We start from the raw sequence: 24100 nt of genomic DNA, 5'->3' as shown, positions 1-24100 counted from the left end.
TGTCCTCGTCCGGGTTGCGGTCAGACTGGCACTCAGCCGGGCTGGCGCCAGTGCTGGATATAGATTTGCAATTCCTTGCGTCCTTGCCACTCGTTGGCCGCCAGCTGGTACACCGCGTTGATGGTCTGCGGCAGCCACTCCACCTGGTTGAACAGCATGCCGTCGCACTGCACGCCGTCCTTTTCAAGGCGCAGTTTCAGGTGCTTGTCGCCAACCACGCGCTGGCTGACGATATGGAAGTCGTCGTGAAAGGTCGGCGCGGCGAAACCCTGGCCCCACACCTCTGCGGCCAACGTTTCCGCCACCGCCAGCGACAGCTCGCGGCCGCTGAGCGGGCCGTCGGTTTCCAGCGTGCGGGTCAGCGTGTTGCTGTCCAGCAGCTGGCGTGCCACGTCCTCGAAGGCGGCGACGAACTCGTCGAAACGGGCTTCGGCAATGGTCAACCCCGCCGCCATCGCGTGGCCGCCGAACTTGAGGATCAGCTGCGGGTGGCGCTTGTACACCAGGTCCAGCGCGTCGCGCAGGTGGAAGCCGGGGATGGAACGGCCGGAGCCCTTGATCTCGCCCTCGTCGCCCGGCGCGAACACGATGGCCGGCCGGTGATATTTTTCCTTCAGCCGCGAGGCGACGATGCCGACCACGCCCTGGTGCCAGTCGTCGCGATACAGTGACAAGGTATAACGCTGTTCGGCGTCGATGCCGGACAGCACCGCCAGCGCCTCGTCCTGCATGCCGTGCTCGATGCTGCGCCGCTCGCGGTTGAGTTTGTCCAGTTCCTGCGCCAGCGTCAGCGCCTGCGTTTCGTCGCCGGCCAGCAGGCAGGCGATGCCGAGGCTCATGTCGTCCAGCCGCCCGGCGGCGTTCAGCCGCGGCCCGACGGTGAAACCGAGGTCGAAGGCGTTGGCCTTGTGCGCGGCGCGGCCGGCGACACGAAACAGTGCAGCGATGCCCGGCGCCATGCGCCCGGCACGCATGCGGCGCAGGCCGTTGTCGACCAGGATGCGGTTGTTGCGATCCAGCTTCACCACGTCGGCCACGGTCCCCAGCGCCACCAGGTCCAGCAGCTCGCCCAGGTTCGGCTCCGGCTGCTGCCGGAAGGCGCCACGGGCACGCAGCTCGGCGCGCAGCGCCATCAGCACGTAGAACATCACCCCGACGCCGGCCAGATTCTTGGACGGAAACTCGCAGCCGGGCTGGTTCGGGTTGACGATCAGCGCCGCGGGCAAGGTGTCGCCGGGCAGGTGGTGATCGGTGACCAGCACCTCGATGCCGCGCGCGTTGGCGGCCTCGACACCGGCAACGCTGGCGATGCCGTTATCGACGGTGACGATGATGTCCGGCCGGCTCTGCGCCGCCAGCTCGACGATTTCCGGCGTCAGGCCGTAACCGTACTCGAAGCGGTTGGGCACGATGAAGTCGATCACCGCCCCCAGCGCCGCCAGTCCCTTGACGGCCACCGCGCAGGCGGTAGCCCCGTCGGCGTCGTAGTCGGCAACCACCAGCAAGCGCTGCCGGGCGGCGATGGCATCGGCCAGTCGCGCGGCCATCGGCTGGATGTTTTTCAGGCTGTGATACGGCAGCAGCCCCTTGAGGCCGTAATCCACTTCGGCGGCGTCGGCGATACCACGGGCGGCGTACAGCCGCGCCATCAACGGCGCAATGCCTTGCTGGTGCAGTTGCCGGGCGGGGTCGGCCGGGACTTGGCGGGTAACGATACGGGTCATTGCGGATACAGTTTGCTAAGTGGCAACGGACGGCGCCACAGTTTCCAGAGATCCAGCCGCGTGGTGCGGCTGTGCAGGCCGGCGCTGCCGTGGCAGCACAGCTGCACTTCACTGAGCCGGCCCTGCTGCAGTGCGGCCAACGTTGGCGCGAACCAGTCGCGCTCCAGCTGCAGCAGCCCCTCGCGCCAGCCCCACACGTCGCGGAACTGCGCCGCGCCCTCGGCCGCGTCGAGGTGGAGCAATACATCGCCGGCGCCCTCCGCCAGCGTGAAGGCGTAGCTCGGGCTGGCGCCGACGACACCGGCCTGCTGTGCCAGCTGCTGCCACAGCGGGTCATGGCTGTGCACCGCCGGATAGGCACTGGCCAGCGGCTGCGGCTGGCTGGCCTCGCCCCAGAACCACAGACTGTTCACCGTCGGCTCGCCGCGCGCCTCGCGCGCTTCGTTGACCGGGTGGGTGTACAGCAACATCTGCAGCTCGTTGAGAAAGCGGCTCCAGCGCATGCCGTTTGCGCCCTTGGGCAGGTGATGATTGATGTCTTCGCCGACTACATCCGGCAACGCCGAAAACTCGGCGCCGCTGGCTTGCGGCAAGGCGACGAACCAGCGCGCCGGTGTCGGCGCATGGAACACCAGGCCGTCCTCGGCGAAAAAGGCGTTCAGGCTGGCTAGCAGCGCCGCGGCCTCGTCCTGCGAGAGATTCATGATGCCGATGTCGCCCAGCAGCGCGCGGTCGCGATCGACGCGCAGGTTGACCGGATCGGCAATCAGCCAGCTGACCGCCGGTGGCAGGCCGGCGGCGTGGGCAAGGTTGGCCGCAAGCGCCGGCTGCGGCAGACCGAAGGTGCGGCACAGCATCTCGCTGGCGCTCAGCGGCTCGCTGCGCCACTGGCCGCGACCCAGTAGCGTCGACAGCGCCGGCAGCGCCAGGTCCTTGCACAACTCGGGGCCGGCGTCACTGTCCAGCCAGGTCAGGCCGGGAACAAACAGGGTGTATTTCATGGCGGGTGTAGCGTCGGGTGGGTGACATGCGATGACAAGCGGTCATCGGCACAGGCCGGCATTGTAGCGGTTTGCAGCCGGCGCTGACCAATTGCCGCGGGGCTTGAACTTATTTAGGGGCAAAACAGTCTTTGCAGGCGGCCCCGCTTTTTCTGCGCGCAGCAAAGCTGGGACCTGTCGTAAATCTGACGATGACATGGGACTAGTTTGTTGATTCTTAAACATTATTTGTTTGCCTGTGGACATTTTTTTGCTAACCTGCCTCCTTTGTATTTTTATCAATAGCTGTTGATTAAGCAGCTTGTTCGATAAACGTGCTTGTCCCGGACACCATCCGGGCCATACAAGACGAAGAGATCCATGAACTACCAGACACTGCTGCAATTCCGTCAACAAGGCCTCCAGCGCCTGATGAAACATCGCTTCAGCTGGCTGATCGGCGTGGCCACCCTGCCCTTTCTCGGCGTACTGACCGCCGTTGCCGTCGCCCCGGGCGCGGCACAACAGGCGCCACTTGAAGTGCGCGAAGTCAGCCAGTCGCTGGCACTGCCGGCTCTGCCGGGCGGCGAGTCCGACGGCTCGCGCTACTGGCGCGAAGAGCGCATCCAGCGCGGCGACACCATTGCCCGCGTGCTGAACCGCCTCGGCGTCGGCAGCGACGAAGCCAATCGCTTCATCCATACCGCGCCGGTGTCGCGCGACGTGCTGAAACTGCGCGCCGGCGCCACGCTGTCGGTACAGATCAACGACCAGGGCGAACTGTTCGGCCTGCGCTTCCTCAACGATGACGAAAACGGCGAAAAAGTGCTGGTCGTGATCGAAAAACAGGGCGATCAGTGGCAGGCCAGCGCCGAGCCACCACGCACCGAGGTGATCCAGGCGGTACGCTCCGTCGAGATTCGCACCAGCCTCAGCGGCGCACTGGCCCAGGCCGGCGTGCCGGTCGAGGTGCGCACCCAGCTGGGCGAGATCTTCTCCGACCAGCTGGACACCACCCGCCTGCAACCGGGCGACCGTGTCAACCTGGTCTACGAAACACTGCTGTACAAGGGTTCGCCGATTGCCAACGGCAACGTGCTGGCCGCCGAGGTCCAGTCCGGCGGCAAGACCTGGCAGGCGTTCTACTTCGCCCATGACAGCGAATCCGGTGCCTACTACGATGCCGCCGGCCAGTCGCTGCGCAAGGGCTTCAGCAACCAGCCGGTCAGCAATGCCCGCATCAGCTCCGGCTTCGGCATGCGCTTCCACCCGGTGCTGCGCAGCCTGCGCATGCACGAGGGTATCGACTACGCCGCCGGCAGCGGCACGCCGATCATGGCCACCTCCGACGGCGTGATCGACACCATCGCCAGCCAGAGCGGCTACGGCAACGTGGTGATCATCAAGCACAACGCCAAGCTGTCGACGCTGTATGCGCACATGAGCCGTTTCGAGCCGAAACTGACACGCGGCAGCAAGGTGTCCACCGGCCAGGTGATCGGCTATGTCGGCAGCACCGGTCGCTCCACCGGCCCGCACCTGCACATGGAAGTGCGCGTCAACGGCCAAGCGGTAGATCCGTCGACCAACGCCCTGCCAGTGCCGGGGCTGAGCACGCAACAACGCTTGGCCTTCCGCCAGCAGAGCGTTAAGCTGGCGGCTAATTTGAAGCTGCTCAGGGAGATTCCGGTCAGCGTTGCCCAGCTGGAGTAAACGCCCCCGTGCAATCCGCAACCCTGACAGCACCACTGTCAGGGTTTTTTCATGTCTGCGTACTTTATCGGTTTGATGTCCGGCACCAGCCTCGACGGCGTGGATGCGGTACTGGTTGATTTTTCCGGCCCGCGCTTCCGCGTCTGCGGCGAGGCCTTCGTCGACTATCCGGCGGCGCTGCGCGAGGACATCCTTGCGCTGCAGACCCCGGCACACAACGAGCTGGACCGCAGCGCACAGCTGGCCAACCAGCTGGCGCAGCGCTACGCGCAAGTGGTGCAGCAGCTACTGGCCAATTGCCAGCTCGACGCCAGCGCCGTGAGCGCCATCGCCTGCCACGGCCAGACCATCCGCCACGCACCGGAGCGCGGCTACACGCTGCAGCTTGGCAACCTCGCACTGCTGGCCGAACTGACCGGCATCGACGTGATCGGCGACTTGCGCAGCCGCGATGTCGCCGCCGGCGGCCAGGGTGCACCACTGGTGCCCGCCTTCCACGCCCATGCCTTTCATGACGCGAGCGTGAGCCGCCTGATCGTCAACATCGGCGGCATCGCCAACCTGACCTACCTCGGCAGCGACGGCATGGTGTCCGGTTTCGACAGCGGCCCCGGCAACATGCTGCTCGACGCCTGGATCAAGCTGCATTGCGGCCAACCTTATGACGCCGACGGCGCGTGGTCGGCCTCCGGTAGCGTGCATCCGCGCCTGCTGCAACAGCTGCTGGCCACCGCCTACTTTGACGCGCCGCCACCAAAGAGCACCGGCCGCGACCTGTTCGACTTGGCCTGGCTGCAAGCCCAGCTGCACGCGCTGGGCGAGCCGCTGCGCCCGGCCGATGTGCAGGCCACCCTGGCCGAGCTGGTGGCGCACAGCATCGTCAACGCCGCGCAGCAGTTCCTGCCCGCCGTCAGCGCGGTCTACCTGTGCGGCGGCGGCGCACGCAACCGCGATCTGCGCCAGCGGCTGCAGCAACGTTGGCCGCAGGTCGGCTGGCACCTGACCGACGAGCTGGGGCTGCCGCTGCAGCAGGTGGAAGCCACCGCCTTTGCCTGGCTGGGCTATTGCTTCAGCCGGCGCCAGGGCGCCAACCTGCCGGCGGTGACCGGTGCCAGCGGCCGGCGCGTGCTGGGGGCACTGTATCCGGCCTGACAAATTCACGCGCCGGCGCGCGGCTTTTGTGCGGTTTGCCGATATAATCAGCCACCACCCTAATCAAACAGAATATTCAATGCGCCTCTTCAAGCGTAAAGCCGTTGTCCGCAACACCGACCCGCTGCCGCCACGGCTCTCCAGCCTGCTGCGCGAAGCGTGGTGGTTGCTGATGGCCGTGACCGCCGTTTACCTCGTTCTGACGCTGGCGTCTTTCTCTCCTGCCGATTCCTCCTGGTCGCACAGCTCGGCCGATGCGCAGGTGCGCAACTACGGCGGCGCCTTTGGCGCCTGGCTGTCCGACATCCTGTTGTACCTGTTCGGCTACTCGGCGTGGCTGAGCGTGGCGTTCTGCCTCGCCGCCATCGCCTGGGGCTATCGCCAGCTGGGTGACGGCATCCGCCGCCCCGGGCCGATGGCGTGGGCGGCCTCGTTCGGTTTCCTGCTGTTCATTCTTTGCTCCGCCAGCCTCGAAGCGCTGATCTGGCGTGACGAAACGCTGAACCTGCCACTGGTCGCCGGTGGCCTGTTTGGCCAGTTCCTCGGCGATGTCGCCGCGCGCGTATTCGGCCTGACCGGCGGCGGCCTGCTGTTGCTGGTGAGCGGCGCCATCGGTTTCTCGCTGTTTACCGGCGTGTCGTGGCTGAACCTGATGGAGCGCATCGGCGCCGCCATCGAGGACGGCATGCTGAAGGCCTGGCAAGCGTGGCAGGCGCGACAGGACCGTGAGATCGGCCGCGAAATCGCGCTGCAGCGCGAAGAAAAAGTCGTCACCGAGAAGAAGAAGATCGAGGACAAGCCGCCGGTGCGCATCGAGTCCCCGGTACTGGACATCCCACTGTCGCCCAAGGTGACCAAGCCGGTACAGCAGTCGCTGTTTGCCGCGCCTGGCGACGACACCCTGCCCGGCCTGCCGCTGTTGGCCGCACCGAAGGAACAGGGCGAGCCGGTCTCCGCCGAAACGGTGGAATACACATCGCGCCTGATCGAACGCAAACTGGCCGATTTTGGCGTCGACGTGAAAGTGGTCGCCGCCTACCCCGGCCCGGTGATCACCCGTTACGAGATCGAGCCGGCCATCGGCGTCAAGGGCGCACAGATCGTCAACCTGATGCGTGACCTAGCGCGCGCTCTCTCCCTGGTGTCGATCCGGGTGGTGGAAACCATCCCCGGCAAGACCTATATGGGCCTGGAACTGCCCAACCCGAAGCGCCAGATCGTGCGCCTGTCGGAGATCGTCGGCTCCGACAGCTACCAGAACATGAGCTCGCGGCTGGCGATGGCGCTGGGCAAGGACATTGCCGGCCAGCCGGTATCCGCCGACCTTGCCAAGATGCCACACGTGCTGGTGGCCGGCACCACCGGCTCCGGCAAATCGGTGGCCATCAACGCGATGATCCTGTCGGTGCTGTACAAGGCGACGCCGAAGGAGGCGCGCCTGATCATGGTCGATCCGAAGATGCTGGAACTGTCGGTGTACGAAGGCATCCCGCACCTACTGGCGCCGGTGGTCACCGACATGAAACAGGCGGCCAACGCGCTGAACTGGTGTGTCGGCGAGATGGAAAAACGCTACCGGCTGATGTCCAAGCTCGGCGTGCGCAACCTCGCCGGCTACAACCAGAAGATCCGCGACGCGGAAAAGGCCGGCGAGAAGCTGCCCAACCCGTTCAGCCTGACGCCGGAAACGCCGGAGCCGCTGGAGACCATGCCGATGATCGTGGTGGTGATCGACGAACTGGCCGACCTGATGATGGTGGCCGGCAAGAAGATCGAGGAACTGATCGCCCGTCTGGCACAAAAGGCACGTGCCGCCGGCATCCACTTGATCCTCGCCACGCAGCGGCCGTCGGTGGACGTGATCACCGGCCTGATCAAGGCCAACATCCCGACGCGGATCGCGTTCCAGGTGTCCAGCAAGATCGACAGCCGCACCATCCTCGACCAGATGGGCGCCGAGACGCTGCTGGGACAGGGCGACATGCTGTACCTGCCGCCGGGCACCGGCTACCCGCTGCGCGTGCACGGCGCCTTTGTCGCCGACGACGAAGTGCACCAGGTGGTGGAATTCCTCAAGACCACCGGCGAGCCGGACTACATCGAAGGCATCCTCACCGGCGGCACCGAAACCGAGGCTGGCGACGGCGGTGATGGTCTCTCCGGCAGCAATGACACGGAAGCCGACCCACTGTACGACGATGCCGTCGCCATCGTGCTGAAAACGCGCAAGGCGTCGATTTCGTCGGTACAGCGCCACCTGCGCATCGGCTACAACCGCGCCGCGCGCCTGATCGAACAGATGGAAGCCAGCGGCATCGTCTCGGCGATGGAAACCAACGGCAACCGCAGTGTGCTGGTGCCGGCGCGAGAGGAATAAGCCGCGCCATTCGTGGCACAAGGTTGGCCGCAGCAATGCGGCCATTGCTTTTTCAGGCCCGCAAGGTAAGCTTCACCCTTATTATTTGTACTGGACAAAACATGGCCGCACCGCTCGCAGAACCGGCTTTCCGCCACAGCTACACCCCCAAGACCGGCGTGCTGCTGATCAACCTCGGCACCCCCGAGGCGCCGACCGCCAAGGCCCTGCGCCCCTACCTCAAGCAGTTCCTGTCCGACCAGCGCGTGATCGAAATCCCGAAAGCGCTGTGGTGGCTGATCCTCAACGGCATCATTCTCAACCTGCGCCCGCGCAAGAGCGCCGAGAAGTACGCCAGCATCTGGAGCAGCGAGGGTTCGCCACTGCTGGTCCACACCCGCAACCAGACCAGACTGCTGGCCGAACAGCTGGCGGCCGCCGGACTGGAGCATGTGGCGGTCGACTTCGCGATGCGCTACGGCAATCCGTCGGTCGGCAGCGTGCTGCGCGGCATGCGTGAGCAGGGTGTCGAGCGCTTGCTGGTGGTGCCGCTGTATCCGCAATACGCCGGCTCTTCGGTGGCGACCGCGTTGGACGAGGTGTTCCGCAGCCTGCTGCGCATGCGCAACATGCCGGAAATCCGCACCGTGCGCCATTTTCACGATTTCCCACCTTATATCGAGGCGCTGGCGCGACAGGTGGAGGCGCACTGGCAGGCAAACGGCCGTGGCGACAAGCTGCTGATGTCCTTCCACGGGGTGCCGCGTTTCACGCTGGACAAGGGCGACCCTTATCACTGTGAATGCCTGAAAACCGGCCGCCTGCTGGCGGAGCGGCTGCAGCTGAGCAAGGAACAGTATGTGGTGGCATTCCAGAGCCGCTTCGGCAAGGCGGAGTGGCTCAAGCCCTATACCGTCGACACGCTGACGGCACTGGCCAAGGCCGGCACGCAAAAACTGGACGTGATGTGCCCCGGCTTTGTCGGCGACTGCCTGGAGACACTGGAAGAGATCGCCATGGAAGGCAAGGAGATTTTCCTGACCAACGGCGGTGGCGAATACCGCTATATTTCCTGCCTCAACGAAGATCCAAACTGGCTGAATGCACTGACAGCACTGGTACAGCAGCATCTTGGTGGCTGGATAACAACACCGGATGATCCGGTGCTGCGTTTTCAGCGTGCGCAAGATTCAGGCGCAAACGGCTAGCAAAAGCGATTTTTTCACCCCAATGGCGCACCAAAATGGTGCGCCATTGTTCATTTTATACTTTATCCGCCTGGCAATCTGACCAATGCAGTGCAGCAAATATGTCATAACCTTTGACGTGTCCGACAATCTCCAAACTGGTGAAATCAAACTTCGTTGACACTGCATAGGGTGCTACGCATAATCAGTCCGCATCTGCTCTTTCCAAAAGAACTGAGCGGATCTTACAAGTCACATGACTAAGATCAGGGGAAACACAAGATGAATAAATTCGCACGCCTTAGCCTCTTTGCAGCAGCCGCCATCGCACTGACTGCCTGCGGCAACAAAGAAGAACAACCAGCTGCTGATGCTTCCGCTGCCGCGGCCGATGCCGGCGGTGACGTGGTAGTCAAAATCGGTCAAGTATCGCCAATGACCGGTCCGATTGCTCACCTGGGCAAAGACAACGAATTTGGCGCGCGTCTGGCCATTGAAGACCTGAACGCCGAAGGCGTCGAGATCGGTGGCAAGAAAGTCAAGTTTGAACTGGTCTCCGAAGATGACCAGGCTGACCCGAAAATCGGTACCCAGGTTGCTCAGCGTCTGGTTGATGCCCAGGTTGTCGGCGTGGTTGGTCACCTGAACTCCGGCACCACCATCCCAGCATCCAAGATCTACTCCGATGCCGGCATCCCGCAGATCTCCCCTTCCGCGACCAACCCTGACTACACCAAGCAAGGTTACAAGACCACCTTCCGTGTGATTGCCAACGACGTACAGCAAGGCAAGGCACTGGGTGAGTTTGCCGTAGACAACCTGAAAGCGAAAAAAGTCGCCATCATCGACGACCGTACCGCTTACGGCCAGGGTCTGGCTGACGAATTCGAAAAAGCAGTTAAAGCCAAAGGTGGCGCGATCTCCAAGCGCGAGTTCACCACCAACACCGCCACCGACTTTAACGCCATCCTGACCTCGATCAAATCGACTCAGCCTGACGTGATCTTCTACGGCGGCATGGACGCACAGGCAGCACCACTGGCCAAGCAGATGCAGCGTCTGGGCATCAAGGCCAAGCTGATGGGCGGCGACGGCTGGCAGACTCCGGAGTTCATCAAACTGGCTGGCGAAGCATCTGAAGGTCAGTACTCCTCCAGCTGCGGCGTGCCACGCGACAAGATGCCAGGTTTCGCGGCATTCAACGACAAGTTCAAAGCCAAGTTCAACACCGACGTACAGATCTATGCTCCTTACGAGTACGATGCCGTGAAAGTCCTGGTTGACTCCATGAAACGTGCCGGTTCGACCGATCCTAAGGTCTACCTGCCGGAAGTGGGCAAGACCCAGATGACCGGTGTGACCGGCGAGATCTCCTTTGACGAAAAAGGCGATATCAAGAACGGCGCAGTCACCGTTTACCAGGTTAAAGGCGGCAAGTGGGAAGTGGTTTCCACTGTTGGCGGCCCAGCCAAGTAAGCTGACCTGACAAGCTTGTTGTACGTGAAAATGGCGCCCTGACGGGCGCCATTTTTTATGCTTGCCATATCGCAATGCAGCATTTAAGATCATTGCAACACGTCGATTGTATCCAGTCGCCGCTTCCCTTTGTCTCCACGACTGCCACCACCCCGCGCGGTCCGGACACAATGTCACGACAACAGGCGCCCGAACCGGGCCCGGTTCGGCTGACCATAAAACCACCTGCATTTTACAAACACAATGTTCCCGCTATGAGGAACAGGGACACGTTTTCACCATGAATCCATATCGCCTCTCCGCTATCGCCGCGGCCGCACTGACGCTGGCCGCCTGCAACAATGCCGAACCACAGCAAGACGCCGCCGCCAGCGCCCCCGCTGCCGCGCAGGAACACGTGGTCAAGATCGGCTCCGCCAACCCGCTGACCGGCCCGTTCGCACACTGGGGCCGTGACGCCGACAATGGCGTACAGCTGGCTGCCGAAGAAGCCAACGCGGAAAAGCTGACCCTGGACGGCAAGCCGGTCCGTTTTGAAGTGATCTCCGAAGATGACCAGGCCGACCCGAAAGTCGCCACCCAGGTTGCGCAGCGCTTTGTCGACGCCGGCGTTGCCGCCGTGATCGGCCACCTGACCTCCGGCGCCGCCATCCCGGCCTCGCGCCTGTACAACGATGCCGGCATCACCATGATCGCCGGTTCGGTGACCAGCCCGAAATTCACCGAGCAAGGCTACAACAATACCTTCCGCATCATCGCCAATGACCTGCAACAGGGTCAGGCGCTGGCCAAGTACGCGGTAACCGAGCTGAAGTCGAAACGCATCGCCGTCATCGACGACCGCACCACCTACGGTCAGGGTCTGGCCGACGACTTTGCCAAGGCCACCGAAGCGGCCGGCGGCACGATCGTCAAGCGCGAATACACCACCAACAGCGCCACCGACTTCATGGCGATCCTGACCTCGATCAAGGGCGAGAAGCCGGAACTGATCTTCTACGGCGGCATGGACGCACAGGCCGGCCCGCTGGTGAAGCAGATGCGCAAGCTGGGCATCACCGCGGCATTCATGGGTGCCGACGGGGTCAACACCGCCGAGTTCGCCAAGCTGGCGGGCAAGGATGGCGAAGGCGCTTACGCTTCCAGCGCCGGCGCCTCGAAAGAGCTGATGCCGGGCTACACCGCGTTCAACACCAAGTACAAGGCGCGCTTCAACGGTGAAATCCAGGCCTACGCGCCGTACACCTACGACGCGACCCGCGTAGTGATCGATGCGATGAAACGCGCCAACTCCGCCGACCCGAAGAAATACCTGGCCGAAGTCGGCAAGACCTCGCTGCAGGGCGTGACCGGCCCCATCGCCTTTGAAAGCAACGGCGACATAAAGAACGGCACCGTGACCCTGTACCGCCTGGAAGGCGGCAAGTGGGCCGGTGTGGCCAAGCCGGCCAGCGACGCTTCCGCCGCGCAATAAGCCTGAGCGTGACGCAACAACGCCGTTCCCGCTGTGGCGGGAACGGCGTTTTTTGTGACCAAATCAGCGTCGGCGCAGCGGCACCGGAAACGTCCGGCATCCCTTGTCCGCGCTTTAGCCGGTCAGATCCTTGATCGTGGTTGAGGTACCGTTGGTCTTGACGCTGTCGATGCCGTTATCGCGTGCCGCCTCGCTGCTGTACATCTGGCTGCTGCCGATGACCTGGTGATTGCCGGCCTTGAGGTTGAAAAACGCCTTGCCGTTGGTCGCGGTCTTGCGCTCGTAGCGCTCCTCCAGCGGACTGTTGGCCTGCACCGAGGCGATACCGTTCTCCGCGGCGGCGCGGGTGTGGTACAGCTCGCTACTGAGAATGGTTTCCGCATTGCCCGCCTTCAGCACAAAACGGAACTGCCCGTCGCTGCTTTTGCTCAATTCGAACCAACCTGCCATGTGACGACTCCTTGTTGTGACGTTGACAAACACCCCAAGACAAACAGCGACTACCGCCCTGCGTACCTCCGCCCGGCGGCAGTCCATGCCAAACAGCTTAGCAGAGCCGGCACGCCAGTACCAAGCCCGAGGCATGCCATGAAAAAAGACACGCCATAAAAAACGCCCCGTGACCACACGGGGCGTTTTGGCAAGCCAGGGTTGGCCGCAATCAGGCTTTCAGTACTTCCGCCATCGCATCGGCAACGTATTCCACGTTGCGGCTGTTGAGACCGGCCACGCACATGCGACCGGAGCGCACCAGATACACCGCGAACTCTTCGCGCAGGCGATCCACCTGCTCCGGTGTCAGCCCGGTGTAGCTGAACATGCCACGCTGCTTGATGAAGTAGCTGAAATCGCGGCCCGGCACCTTGGCCGACAGCACCGCGTACAGCTTCTGCCGCATCGCCTTGATGCGCTCGCGCATCTCGGTCACTTCGCCTTCCCACTCGGTACGCAGTGCCGGCTCGGTCATCACCATGGCGGTCACCTGGCCGCCGTGGGTCGGCGGGCTGGAATAGTTGCGGCGCACGGTGGCCTTCAGCTGGCCCAGCACGCGGCCGGCTTCTTCGGCATCGTGGCACACCACCGACAGGCCGCCGCAGCGCTCGCCGTAGAACGACAGGTTCTTGGAGAAGGAGTTGCTGACAAAGAAGCTGACGCCGGCGGCGGTCATCGCGCGGATGGCGAATACGTCATCCTCCAGGCTGTCGCCGAAGCCCTGGTAGGCGATGTCCATGAACGGCAGCAGGTCACGCTGCTTCACCACCTCGATTACCTGCTCCCACTGCGCATTGGAGAGATCGACGCCGGTCGGGTTGTGGCAGCACGGGTGCAGCAGCACGATGGTCTTGGCCGGCAAACCCTTGAAGCAGGCGATCATCTCGTCGAACTTCACCCCGCCGGTGGCGGCGTCGTAGTACGGGTAGTCGTGCACCACGAAACCGGCACCTTCGAACATGGCGCGGTGGTTGTCCCAGGTCGGCGCGCTGACCCACACTTCGCTGTCCGGGAAGTAGCGCTTGAGCAGGTCGCCGCCGATCTTCAGCGCGCCGGAGCCGCCGATGGTCTGGATGGTGGCGATGCGGCCGGCGGTTACCGCCTCGTGGCCGGCGCCCCACAGCAACTGCTGCACTGCGGTGCGGTAGTTGGCGGCGCCTTCCATCGGCTGGTAGGAGCGTGCACCGGCACTGGCCACGCGCGCGGCTTCGGCCTTCTGCACCGACGGCAGCAGCGGAATGCGGCCTTCCTCGTCGTAGTACAGGCCGATGCCGAGGTTGACTTTCGGATTGCGGGTGTCCTTGTTGAAGGTTTCAACCAGGGTCAGGATCGGGTCGCCGGCGTAGGCTTCGACATGCTGGAACATAGTTTTCCTGTTTCTCTCTTGTCTGGATCGGGTGGCAAACAAGCCATAAACCTAACATAAAGCCTGCTTTTTCACAGCATCGACACCGACAAGCCGCCAAATCTGCAGCAACATTGCCGCAAATATCATTTTCAGGCCACTAAATTGCCAGCCACCCGCCAGGGTCTTACACCGCGATGGGCCACGCCTGCTCGGCCACCGTTACCTGCGCCAGTGCCGCCACCTCGCCCAGCACGATCACCGCCGGGCTGGCCAGGCCGCTGCGCGCCACATCGGCGGCCAACGTTTGCAAGCGGGTGACAATGTGGCGCTGCTCGGCACAACCGGCGCGATGCACCACCGCCACCGGCAGGTTGGCGGCATAGCCGGCGGCCATCAGCTCGCCGGCCAGCGCCTCGACATCGCTCATGCCCATGTAGCAGACCACGGTCAATTGCGAGGCAGCCAGTGCCTGCCAGTCCGGGCGCGAGCCGTCCACGGTGTGCGCGGTAACCAGCGCCACGCCGCGGGCGACGCTGCGGTGTGTCAGCGGCAGACCCAGCGCCGGGCCGACGGCAAGACCGGCGGTGATGCCGCCGACCGCCTCCACGTCCACGCCGCGCTCCGCCAGCCACGCCCACTCCTCGCCGCCGCGGCCGAAGATGAACGGGTCGCCGCCCTTCACCCGCGCCACGGTCTTGCCCTGGCGCGCGTAACGCGCCATCAGCCGCAGGATGAAGGCTTGCGGTGTCGACTTGCAGCCGCCGCGCTTGCCGACGTGCACGATGCGGGTGCCTGGGCGGGCGAAATCGAGAATGTCGCGGCCGACCAGATCATCCACCAGCCAGGTGTCACAGGACTGCAGCACGCGCAGCGCCTTCAGGGTCAGCAACTCCGCATCGCCGGGACCTGCGCCGATTAACCATACCTTGCCGTTCATGAGATTTCCTTTGCGTGTGCGGCCTGTTAGAACCTGATCACAATCTGCTGCGCCTTCGTGATCCTGCGTTGGGATTGGCCAAAAAATGCTCATTGACTTCGTGTCAACTGCGCTTTTTTGGCCAATCCCGCCTTGTCTGACTTTGGCTCGCGAGATCGTGAATACGTTCCTAACCCTGCCGGCCACCATACCTGAAACAAAAAGTTCGATTAGAACGATGTTTTATAACTAAATATCGCAAAACCAGCGGGATTACACCGCCACCATGCGCACCAGCTCGGGCACGCAGGAGCCACAGCCGGTGCCGCAGCGCAGCTCGCGCTTGAGCCCGTCCACGTCCAGCCCCCTGGCAATGCCGGCGCAGATCGCGTCCTCGCGCACGCCTTCGCAGGAGCACACCACGCGCGAACGCGCCGTGCCGCGCGCCTGCCCGGTCAGCAGCGCCGACAGGCTGTCCGGTGCCGCGCCGCCGTCCAGCCAGCTGCTCAGTGCCTCGTCGGCGCGCACATCGCCGGCCAGCACGAAGCCCAGCGGCTGTTTCGCCTGCAGCCACACCCGCCGCAGGATGCCGCGCGCCGGGTCGTCCAGCGCCGCCGACAGGCTGCCGGCCGGCTCCAGCACGCTGGCCAGCTGTTGCAGCACGGCGGCGTCCGGTGCCGCGCTGGCGGCCAGCCGCAGCCGCAGCGCTTCCACGCCGCCGAGCATCACCGGCACCGCCACCGCGTACGGGAACAGCGCGCGCAACGCGTCCAGCCGCGCCCGTGCCGCCAGCGCGTCGCCCTTCAGCAGCAGCGTGGCGCGCCACGGCAGCTTGGCCGCTTCCACCGCCACCGCGGCGTGCTTCAGCTCCGGCTGCCGCGACAGCGGATCGCCTACGCGGGTGGTCAGCGCGTTGATACCCTGCCCGCCCAGTGCGGCGCCGCCCCAGTGCATCGGGATGAAAGCCACGCCGGGGCGCAGCTTGTCGTCGGCCACCACCGGCAGGTAGATCGCGCCGCGCTTGTTGCGCACCTTGACCAGGTCGCCGCTGTTCAGGCGCTGGCGCTGCAGGTCGCGCGGGTGCATCGCCAGCTGCGGCTCTTCCACGTGACGGGTCAGTGCCGGCACCAGCGCGGTGCGGCTCATGGTGTGCCAGTGGTCGCGCAGGCGGCCAGTGGTCAGGCGCAGTGGGAAGTGCGCCGACACCTTGTCGCTGACCGTGCGCCAGGCGACATCGACAAACTGTGCCTTACCGCTGGCGGTGGCGAACACGCCGTCGCCGTACAGCCGGGCGGTGCCGTGGCCGTCGCGGAACGGCCACTGCTGCGGCCCGCGCTGCTCCAGCAGCTCGTAGCTGAGCGCGCTGTAATCCAGATCACGGCCGGCGGTGGTGGTGGCGTGCTCGGCGAATACCGCGGCGGCATCGACAAAGCCGAACGCCGGCAGCCGCTCCGGCGCGATGCTTGCGGCCAACCTTTGCGCCACGTCGTCGGCGATGCGCCAGTCTTCGCGCGCCTGCCCCGGTGCCGGCAGCGCGGCGCGCACGCGGCTGATGCGGCGCTCGCTGTTGGTGACGGTGCCGTCCTTCTCCGGCCAGGTAGCGGCCGGCAGCACGATGTCGGCGTAGGCCAGCGTCTCGCTGCTGTTGAACGCCTCCTGCACGATCACGCAGTCCACCTTTTCCAGCGCGGCGCGCACCAGCGCCTGCTCCGGCATCGACTGCGCCGGGTTGGTGCACACGATCCACAGCACCTTGATCTTGCCCTCGGCGGCGGCCTCGAACAGCTCCACCGCCGCCAGCCCCGGCGTGGCCGGCAGCGCCGGCACGCCCCACAGCGCGGCCACTTCGGCGCGGTGCGCGGCATTGCCCGGCTCGCGGTGGCCGGGCAAGGCGGTGGCAAGGCCACCGACCTCGCGCCCGCCCATCGCGTTGGGCTGGCCGGTCAGCGAAAACGGGCCGCAGCCGGGACGGCCGATGTGGCCGGTGGCCAGATGCAGGTGGATCAGCGCCGCGTTCTTGTCGCTGCCGTTGCTGTACTGGTTCAGGCCCATGGTGTAACAGGACAGCGTCGCCGCGCTTTGGGCAAACCAGCGTGCGGCGGTGACCAGATCCTGCTCGCTGATGCCGCACAGCTCGGCGGCGGCACGCGGGGTGAATTCCTGCAGCCGCTGCTTCAGTACGGCAAAGCCTTCGGTGTGCTGCGCGATGTAGTCGCGGTCGATCAGCTCTTCCCAGATCATCACATTGAGCATGCCGTGAAACAGCGCCACGTCGGTGCCAGGCAGCACCGGCAGGTACAGGTCGGCGATGCTGGCGGTATCGGTACGGCGCGGATCGACGACGATGATCTTCATCGCCGGGTTGGCGGCCTTGGCATCTTCCAGGCGACGGAACAGCACCGGGTGGGCAAAGGCCATGTTGGAGCCGGCGATCAGCACGCACTCGGCGTGATCGAAGTCGTCGTAGCAGGCCGGCGGTGCGTCGGCGCCCAGCGTCAGCTTGTAGCCGGTGACGGCGCTGGACATGCACAGCCGCGAGTTGGTATCGACGTTGTTGGTGCCAACCAGGCCGCGCGCCAGCTTGTTGAACAGGTAGTAGTCCTCGGTCAGCAGCTGGCCGGACAGGTAAAAGCCGACCGCGTCCGGGCCGTGCTGGCGGATGGTGTCGGCCAGCTTGCCGCTGACCGCCTCCAGCGCGCTATCCCAGCTGACTTCCTGCGCCGGCTCATCCTTGGACATCCGCAAGGTTGGCCGCAACAGCCGTGCCGATGGCCGGCCGGTGGTGTCGCCGAGCGTGCGGCCCTTGCTGCACAGGCGGCCGAAGTTGGCCGGGTGGGCGCCGTCGCCGGTCACCGCCAGCACGCGGCTGCCGTCGGTGGTGATCTCGACGCCGCAGCCGGTGCCGCAATAGCAGCAGATGGAGGAGACGGTGTGGTGGTGTCCCGTTGTTTCAGTCATGTTCTAGTCTCCTTGCGGCCAACCTTGTTGATGCAATGCTCAGTCCAGCGCCAGAAAAATGGCGCCCGCTTCCAGCTTCACCGGGATGTGGCCGCTACAGCCCTCGTCCGGCGCGCAGGCCTGGCCGGTGGCCAGATCGATATTCCAGTTGTGCAGCGGGCAGGTCACGGTGCGACCGGAGACGATGCCCTGCGACAGCGGCCCGCCCTTGTGCGGGCACTTGTCGACCAGCGCGAACACCTGGTCGTCGATGGTGCGAAAGATGGCGATGTCGTCGCCGTCGTCACGCTTCAGCACGCGGGCGCCCTGCGCCGGGATGTCGTTCAGCTGGCAGATGGTTTTCCAGTTGCGGCTCATGATGTGATCCTTTTGGTGGTGGCCACGACGGCGCGGGGCTGCCGTGGCCGATGGACAAGTCGCCGGTTCAGGCGGTAACCGTTTCGATGCTCAGCGCTTCAAACTCGTGACGGGCGACGCCACCCTTGGTGCGCTCCGCCCACGGGTCCTGCTCGAAGGTCAGCGCGAACTTCAGCCGCGCGTACAGCTCGTTGCGGCCAACCTCGTCGGCCAGCACCCGCTGCTTGATGTACTCCATGCCGACTCGGTGCAGGTAGTGCACGGTGCGCTCCAGATAGAACGCCTCCTCGCGGTACAGCTGCAGGAAGGCGCCGCTGTACACCATCACCTCGTCGTGCGTTTTCACCTTGCACAGGAACTCGGCCACCTCGGTCTTGATGCCGCCGTTGCCGCCGATGTACAGCTCCCAGCCGGAATCGACGCCGATGATGCCCACGTCCTTGATGCCGGCCTCGGAGCAGTTGCGCGGGCAGCCGGACACCGCCAGCTTGACCTTGGCCGGGCTCCACATGCCGAACAGGTCGTGTTCCAGATCGATGCCCATCTGCGTCGAATCCTGGGTGCCGAAGCGGCAGAACTCGCTGCCGACACAGGTTTTCACCGTGCGCAGGCTCTTGCCGTAGGCGTGGCCGGACGGCATGTCCAGGTCGGCCCACACTTTCGGCAGGTCTTCCTTCTTCACCCCCAGCAGGTCGATACGCTGGCCGCCGGTGACTTTCACCATCGGAATGTCGTACTTGTCGGCAACATCGGCGATGCGGCGCAGCTCGGACGGGTTGGTGACGCCGCCCCACATCCGCGGGATCACCGAGTAGGTGCCGTCCTTCTGGATGTTGGCGTGTACCCGTTCATTCACAAATCGCGACTGCGGATCGTCCTTCGCCTCGCCCGGCCAGCTGGAGATCAGGTAGTAGTTGATGGCCGGACGGCAGCTGCTGCAGCCGTCCATCGAGCGCCAGTCCAGCGCGGTGAAGGTGTCCGCCAGCGAGGTCAGGTGCTGCTCGCGGATCGCCTGCCGTACCTGGCCGTGGTTGAGATCGGTACAGCCACAGATCGCCTTTTCCGATTTCGGCTTCACGTCGGCGGCGCCGCCGACGCAGTTGATCAGAATCTGCTCCACGAGGCCGGTGCAGGAGCCGCAGGAGCTGGCCGCCTTGGTGTGCTTTTTCACCTCGTCGACGGTGAACAGGCCCTTTTCCTGGATCGCCTTGACGATGCTGCCCTTGCACACGCCGTTGCAGCCGCACACTTCGGCGTCGTCGCTCATGCCCATCGCGCGGTTCTGGCCGGCGTGGCCGACGTCGCCGATGGCACCCTCGCCCAGCATCAGCTGTTCGCGCATTTCGTGGATGGCGTGGCCTTCGCGGATCAGGCGAAAGTACCAGCCGCCATCGGCGGTGTCGCCGTACAGGCAGGCACCGACCAGCTTGTCGTCCTTGACGATCAGCTTCTTGTAGATGCCGCCGACCGGATCGGACAGCGTGATTTCCTCATGACCGTCGCCGCCCATGAAGTTGCCGGCGGAGAACAGGTCCACCCCGGTCACCTTCAGCTTGGTGCTGGTCGCCGCCGGCACGTAGCGGGCGATGCCGAAGTTGGCCAGATGGTTGGCCACCACTTTCGCCATGTCGAACAGCGGCGCCACCAGGCCGTAGCTGACGCCGCGGTGGCTGACGCACTCGCCCACCGCATAGACGCGCGGGTCGAAGGTCTGCATGAAGTCGTTGACCACGATGCCGCGGTCGCAGTAGATGCCGCTCTGTTCCGCCAGGCTGAAGTTGGGGCGGATGCCGACCGCCATCACCACCAGATCGGCCGGCACTTCCTCGCCGTCCTTGAAGCGCACGCTGGCGACGCGGCCGCTGCTGCCGGCCACCAGCTCGGCGGTCTGCTTCTGCAGCAGGAAGGTCAGGCCGCGTTCCTGCAGCGTGTCCTGCAGCATGGCGGCGGCGGTGCGATCCAGCTGGCGGTCGAGCAGCCATTCGCCGAGGTGCACCACGGTCACCTTCATGCCGCGTGCGGCCAGGCCGTTGGCCGCTTCCAGCCCCAGCAGGCCACCGCCGATCACCACCGCGTGCTGATGGTTGGCCGCGGCATCGATCATGGTGTTGACGTCGTGGATGTCACGGAAGGTGACCACGCCGTCCAGCTCCTTGCCCGGCACCGGCAGGATGAACGGGTTGGAGCCGGTGGCCAGCAGCAGGCGGTCGTATTCGGCCTCGGTGCCGTCGGCGGCGCGCACGATGCGGCGGCCGCGGTCGATCTCCACCACTTCCTTGCCCAGATGCAGGGTGATGCCGTGCTCGGCATACCAGTCGACATCGTTGAGCATGATCTCCGGCAGCGTCTGCTCGCCGGTCAGCACCGGCGACAGCAGGATGCGGTTGTAGTTGGCGTACGGTTCGGCACCGAACACGGTGATGTCGTACAGCTCCGGGGTCAGCTTGAGCAGCTCTTCCAGCGTGCGCACCCCGGCCATGCCGTTGCCGACCATTACCAATTTGAGCTTCTTCATGGTGTTTCCTTTGTCTGATTTGCGACGCATTGCGCGGTGTCCTGCCTGCGCCGCCCGTCGTCATTGCCGTAGCGGTGCCGAAACGAAAAAAGGTCCGCCGGTGTGACTTGCGCCACGCCGAACGGACCTCATTGTCCCTGTCCCGGTCACCGCCATTGGCGACCCGGACAATCTGATTGTGCCTGTCTTAATGCAAAAGCCGTGCCAGCCTGCAAACCCCTTTATTGCGGCCAACCTTGACCTGTTATGCCTTGGCCTGCCTGTCTATGGTGCATGGCAGCACCAAAAACAGGCAGCCACGGTCAATTCAGAACCTGTTTGCGATCTTGCGCGCTCACGCGAAACAAGGCGAAAACGGCTGAGGATGCGGCGTTTATCCAGATAAACAAGCATTCCGAAGGCGTTTTTAACGCGGTAGCGCCCCGTTCAGATCAATCACAGCAGATCGTAAACAGGTTCTCAGCGCAGCAGCAGCGCATACAGCAACACCAGGTTCGCCAGCAGCGAAACCAGCGCCAGCGTGCGCCACAGCCGCAGCGGCGCCCGCTCCGCCCACGGCACGCGCCGCAGCTGGCGTTGCGGCACGCTGTCGCCGCGCTCCAGCGCCAGCAGCATTTCCTCGGCGGTTTCGAAACGCTGCCCCGGCTCGCGTGCCACCGCCTTCAGCAGCAGATTGTCCAGCCACAGCGGCACGTCCGGGCGCTGGCGCGAGGCCGGCTGCGGCGCGTCGAAATGAGGCGTCTGGAACGCCTCGATCTCGCCGTAGGGATAGCGGCCGGTCAGCAGCTGGTACAGGGTGACGCCGGCGGCGTACAGGTCGCTGCTGCTGCTCGCCTTGCCGCCGGCGAAACGCTCCGGCGCCATGTAGCTGGCGGTGCCGGGACCGGGGCCGTCGTGCTCCGGCGTCAGCCCGGCGCAGTAGGCGACGCCGAGATCCAGCAGCCGCAGCTGGCCGTCACGGCCCAGGTGCACGTTGTCCGGCTTGATGTCGCGGTGCACGATGCCCAGGCGGTGCAGCGCCGACATCGCCCGGCACAGCGCGAGGCCGATGGCGACCACCTCGCTGATGCCGAAACGCTGCTGCGCCAGCCGTGCGGCCAGCGTTTCGCCGTCGTGCCAGCGCTGCAGGTAGTACAGGTGCTGGCGTTCGACGCCGGTGGCGACCTCGGCAAAATACGGCGAGCTGATGCGTTTCTGCAGCCACTCCTCCACCAGCAGCGCCTGCTCCGCGCCCGGATCGCCGGCCAGCAGCGGCGGCAGCGTCTTCAGCACCCAGTGCCGGCCGGCGGCGTCGGCGACGCGATAGGCCAGCCCGCCGGGCGAGGCGTGCAGGCTGGCCACCACTGTCAGCCCTTCAAACGGCTGGCCGTCGCGCAGCTTCGGCGGCAGCGGCAGGCTGGTGCCGCGCGCCAGCTCGTCGGCCAGTGCGCCCTGCGGCAGCGCCTCCACCCGCAGCACCAGCGCCGACAGGTTGTCCTGCGCACCGGCGGCCAGTGCCGCTTCGCACAGCACGCTGGCGGCACGCTGCACATCCAGATGCAGGTGCAGGATCTCGTCGATGCGCTTGTCGCCCAGTGCCTGCCACACGCCGTCGCACAGCAGCGCGAACACGTCGCCGGCGTGCAGATCGCCGTCGCAGAAATCCGGCATCACGTGCTCGTCCAGCCCCATGCCGCGCTTGAGCACGTGCGACAGCGACGCCTCCTCCCACACGTGGTCGACGGTCAGCTGCGTCAGCCGGCCTTCCCGCAGGAGGTAAACGCGGCAGTCGCCGACGTGGGCGACGGTGTAGCGGTGGCCGCGCAACACCAGTGCCGACAATGCCGCCACCAGCGGCTTGCCCTGCGCGCGCAGCCAGCGGTTGTGCGCCGCCAGCAGCCGGTCCAGCGCCGACGACACCGCCCACGTTTCCGGCGTGGCGTAGTAGTCGGCGCACACCGCGCGGATGGTGGACTGCGCCGCCAGGCGGCCGTCGGCACAACCGGAGACGCCATCGGCCAGCGCGAACAGCGCGCCCTTGCTGGTCAAGAGCCCGTCCTGCGGCACGCTCCAGCCCAGCGCGTCCTCGTTGCGTTCACGGCGACCGGCGTCGCTGGCGTGGCCGACGGCAAGTTGCAAGCTCATGGTGCTTCCCTGCTAGAAATAATGCCCGCTTAAAGATGATGCCCTGTTCCAGCACGGCGTAACGGGGCGGGATCCGTGATCCCGACCCGCTGATGGCCAGTGCTTGCCGCTTATACCCGCGCCGCGGTCACGTTGCTAGCACCCCAGGTGGTGCGCCAGCGCAGTTTCACGCCGTGCAGGCCGATCCACGCCACCACGCCGAGGCTGGCGAACAGCCACAGCCCGAGCTGGTAGTTGCCGGTGTGCTGCTTGACGAGGCCGAGGCCGGCGGCGAGCAGGAAGCCGCCAATGCCGCCGGCCATGCCGATCAGGCCGGTCATCACCCCGATTTCCTTGCGGAAGCGCTGCGGCACCAGCTGGAACACCGCGCCGTTGCCGCTGCCCAGTGCCAGCATCGCGCCGACAAACAGCGCCAGCGCCACGTTGACCTGCGGCAGGTTGAAGCCGACCACCGCGATCAGCAGCGCCGCCGCGGTGTACATCACCAGCAGGGTGCGGATGCCGCCGATACGGTCGGCCAGCGCGCCACCCAGCGGCCGCATCAGCGAGCCGGCGAATACGCAGGCGGCGGTGTAGTAGCCGGCGGTGACGGCGTTGAGCCCGTACTGGTCATGGAAGTAGCCCGGCAGCGCGCTGGCGAGGCCGGCAAAGCCGCCGAAGGTCACGCAGTAGAAGAACATGAACCACCAGCTGTCCTTGTCGCCCAGCACGCGCAGGTAGTCGGCCATCGCCTTGGGCTTGGGGCGCTGCGGCGCATTCTTGGCGAACAGGTAGAACAGCACGAACACCACGGAGAGCGGCAGCACCGCGAGGCCGAACACGTTTTCCCAACCATAGAGTGCGGCCAACGTTGGCGCCAGCAGCGCGGCAAACACGGTGCCGGAGTTGCCGGCACCGGCGATGCCCATCGCCTTGCCCTGGTGCTCGGGCGGATACCACTGCGACGCCAGCGGCAGCGACACCGCGAAGGCGGCGCCGGCGACGCCGAGGAACACCCCCAGCAACAACGCCTGCGACAGCGACTGGATGCCGTGCAGCCAGGCAAAGCCCAGCGCCAGCATCACCACCACCTGGCCGAGGATGCCTGCGAATTTTGGCGAGAAGCGGTCCACCAGCAGGCCCATGCCGAAGCGCAACAGGGCGCCGGCCAGGATCGGCGTCGCCACCATCAGCCCGCGCTGCTGCGCCGACAGCTGCAGGGCCTCGGCGATCTGGATCGCCAGCGGCCCGAGGATGTACCACACCATGAAGCTGAGGTCGAAATAGAGGAACGACACCAGCAGTGTCGGGGTATGGCCTGCCTTCCAGAAGTCCTTGCTCATTGTCTT

16 protein-coding genes are annotated in these 24100 nt (G+C 65.2%); 6 read left to right on the top strand and 10 right to left on the bottom strand.

The window, feature by feature from the left end:
• Positions 1-32 precede the first annotated feature (32 nt).
• The gene (recJ, locus tag NOM55_RS12160; RefSeq protein ID WP_255908778.1) at positions 33-1724 is read right to left on the bottom strand and encodes a single-stranded-DNA-specific exonuclease RecJ; all 1692 of its coding nucleotides are present in this window, start codon (positions 1722-1724) and stop codon (positions 33-35) included.
• Complete coding sequence (locus NOM55_RS12155; protein ID WP_255908777.1) at positions 1721-2725, bottom strand: hypothetical protein; 1005 nt, start codon at positions 2723-2725, stop codon at positions 1721-1723. Before NOM55_RS12155 ends, recJ begins: the two co-directional genes overlap by 4 nt.
• Before the next feature lie 360 nt (positions 2726-3085).
• Here NOM55_RS12155 and NOM55_RS12150 point away from each other — a divergent pair, with 360 nt between their 5' ends.
• The 6 genes from NOM55_RS12150 (at position 3086) to NOM55_RS12125 (ending at position 12062) form a co-directional block, all read left to right on the top strand.
• Complete coding sequence (locus tag NOM55_RS12150) at positions 3086-4417, top strand: M23 family metallopeptidase (protein WP_255908776.1); 1332 nt, start codon at positions 3086-3088, stop codon at positions 4415-4417.
• Between the two features lie 51 nt (positions 4418-4468).
• On the top strand, positions 4469-5569 hold the full coding sequence (locus NOM55_RS12145; RefSeq protein WP_255908774.1) for an anhydro-N-acetylmuramic acid kinase: 1101 nt from the start codon (positions 4469-4471) through the stop codon (positions 5567-5569).
• A gap of 79 nt (positions 5570-5648) precedes the next feature.
• Positions 5649-7946 carry a DNA translocase FtsK gene (locus NOM55_RS12140; RefSeq protein ID WP_255908773.1) on the top strand — a complete coding sequence of 766 codons (2298 nt, stop codon included), beginning with the start codon at positions 5649-5651 and terminating at the stop codon, positions 7944-7946.
• Positions 7947-8047: 101 nt separating this feature from the next.
• Complete coding sequence (gene hemH, locus NOM55_RS12135) at positions 8048-9133, top strand: ferrochelatase (protein WP_255908772.1); 1086 nt, start codon at positions 8048-8050, stop codon at positions 9131-9133.
• A gap of 261 nt (positions 9134-9394) precedes the next feature.
• Positions 9395-10588, top strand: a complete 1194-nt coding sequence (locus NOM55_RS12130) for a branched-chain amino acid ABC transporter substrate-binding protein (RefSeq protein WP_255908770.1) — start codon at positions 9395-9397, stop codon at positions 10586-10588.
• Between the two features lie 280 nt (positions 10589-10868).
• On the top strand, positions 10869-12062 hold the full coding sequence (locus NOM55_RS12125) for a branched-chain amino acid ABC transporter substrate-binding protein (protein ID WP_255908769.1): 1194 nt from the start codon (positions 10869-10871) through the stop codon (positions 12060-12062).
• Between the two features lie 114 nt (positions 12063-12176).
• On the opposite strand, the gene NOM55_RS12120 is transcribed toward NOM55_RS12125, so the two are convergent.
• The 8 genes from NOM55_RS12120 to NOM55_RS12085 all read right to left on the bottom strand — a co-directional run bounded on the left by NOM55_RS12120 (position 12177) and on the right by NOM55_RS12085 (position 24094).
• The gene (locus tag NOM55_RS12120; protein WP_255908768.1) at positions 12177-12512 is read right to left on the bottom strand and encodes a YegP family protein; all 336 of its coding nucleotides are present in this window, start codon (positions 12510-12512) and stop codon (positions 12177-12179) included.
• 211 nt (positions 12513-12723) lie between these two features.
• On the bottom strand, positions 12724-13920 hold the full coding sequence (locus tag NOM55_RS12115) for an amino acid aminotransferase (protein ID WP_255908767.1): 1197 nt from the start codon (positions 13918-13920) through the stop codon (positions 12724-12726).
• 166 nt (positions 13921-14086) lie between these two features.
• On the bottom strand, positions 14087-14839 hold the full coding sequence (gene cobA / locus NOM55_RS12110) for a uroporphyrinogen-III C-methyltransferase (RefSeq protein ID WP_255908766.1): 753 nt from the start codon (positions 14837-14839) through the stop codon (positions 14087-14089).
• Positions 14840-15091: 252 nt separating this feature from the next.
• Positions 15092-17776 carry a nitrate reductase gene (locus tag NOM55_RS12105; RefSeq protein ID WP_255908765.1) on the bottom strand — a complete coding sequence of 895 codons (2685 nt, stop codon included), beginning with the start codon at positions 17774-17776 and terminating at the stop codon, positions 15092-15094.
• A 39-nt stretch (positions 17777-17815) separates the two neighbouring features.
• Complete coding sequence (gene nirD / locus NOM55_RS12100; RefSeq protein ID WP_047965307.1) at positions 17816-18133, bottom strand: nitrite reductase small subunit NirD; 318 nt, start codon at positions 18131-18133, stop codon at positions 17816-17818.
• 67 nt (positions 18134-18200) lie between these two features.
• Positions 18201-20648 carry a nitrite reductase large subunit NirB gene (nirB, locus tag NOM55_RS12095; protein WP_255908764.1) on the bottom strand — a complete coding sequence of 816 codons (2448 nt, stop codon included), beginning with the start codon at positions 20646-20648 and terminating at the stop codon, positions 18201-18203.
• Positions 20649-21107: 459 nt separating this feature from the next.
• A complete protein-coding gene (locus NOM55_RS12090; RefSeq protein ID WP_255908763.1) occupies positions 21108-22772 on the bottom strand; it encodes a bifunctional protein-serine/threonine kinase/phosphatase in 1665 nt (554 codons plus the stop codon).
• Between the two features lie 110 nt (positions 22773-22882).
• Positions 22883-24094 carry a NarK/NasA family nitrate transporter gene (locus tag NOM55_RS12085; RefSeq protein ID WP_255908762.1) on the bottom strand — a complete coding sequence of 404 codons (1212 nt, stop codon included), beginning with the start codon at positions 24092-24094 and terminating at the stop codon, positions 22883-22885.
• Positions 24095-24100: the final 6 nt, after the last annotated feature.

It is taken from the genome of Vogesella sp. AC12 (assembly GCF_024437575.1).
In the GTDB taxonomy this organism is placed as follows: Bacteria; Pseudomonadota; Gammaproteobacteria; order Burkholderiales; family Chromobacteriaceae; genus Vogesella; species Vogesella indigofera.
This window is presented reverse-complemented; position numbering and strand designations above follow the sequence as displayed.

Bases quoted from the DNA above. Each gene is read 5' to 3' on its own strand.
- NOM55_RS12145 (WP_255908774.1), top strand. From the start codon at position 4,469: ATGTCTGCGTACTTTATCGGTTTGATGTCCGGCACCAGCCTCGACGGC.
- NOM55_RS12085 (WP_255908762.1), bottom strand. From the start codon at position 24,094: ATGAGCAAGGACTTCTGGAAGGCAGGCCATACCCCGACACTGCTGGTG.
- nirB (WP_255908764.1), bottom strand. From the start codon at position 20,648: ATGAAGAAGCTCAAATTGGTAATGGTCGGCAACGGCATGGCCGGGGTG.
- NOM55_RS12130 (WP_255908770.1), top strand. From the start codon at position 9,395: ATGAATAAATTCGCACGCCTTAGCCTCTTTGCAGCAGCCGCCATCGCA.
- NOM55_RS12120 (WP_255908768.1), bottom strand. From the start codon at position 12,512: ATGGCAGGTTGGTTCGAATTGAGCAAAAGCAGCGACGGGCAGTTCCGT.
- cobA (WP_255908766.1), bottom strand. From the start codon at position 14,839: ATGAACGGCAAGGTATGGTTAATCGGCGCAGGTCCCGGCGATGCGGAG.
- NOM55_RS12115 (WP_255908767.1), bottom strand. From the start codon at position 13,920: ATGTTCCAGCATGTCGAAGCCTACGCCGGCGACCCGATCCTGACCCTG.
- NOM55_RS12125 (WP_255908769.1), top strand. From the start codon at position 10,869: ATGAATCCATATCGCCTCTCCGCTATCGCCGCGGCCGCACTGACGCTG.
- nirD (WP_047965307.1), bottom strand. From the start codon at position 18,133: ATGAGCCGCAACTGGAAAACCATCTGCCAGCTGAACGACATCCCGGCG.
- NOM55_RS12150 (WP_255908776.1), top strand. From the start codon at position 3,086: ATGAACTACCAGACACTGCTGCAATTCCGTCAACAAGGCCTCCAGCGC.
- NOM55_RS12140 (WP_255908773.1), top strand. From the start codon at position 5,649: ATGCGCCTCTTCAAGCGTAAAGCCGTTGTCCGCAACACCGACCCGCTG.
- recJ (WP_255908778.1), bottom strand. From the start codon at position 1,724: ATGACCCGTATCGTTACCCGCCAAGTCCCGGCCGACCCCGCCCGGCAA.
- hemH (WP_255908772.1), top strand. From the start codon at position 8,048: ATGGCCGCACCGCTCGCAGAACCGGCTTTCCGCCACAGCTACACCCCC.
- NOM55_RS12105 (WP_255908765.1), bottom strand. From the start codon at position 17,776: ATGACTGAAACAACGGGACACCACCACACCGTCTCCTCCATCTGCTGC.
- NOM55_RS12090 (WP_255908763.1), bottom strand. From the start codon at position 22,772: ATGAGCTTGCAACTTGCCGTCGGCCACGCCAGCGACGCCGGTCGCCGT.
- NOM55_RS12155 (WP_255908777.1), bottom strand. From the start codon at position 2,725: ATGAAATACACCCTGTTTGTTCCCGGCCTGACCTGGCTGGACAGTGAC.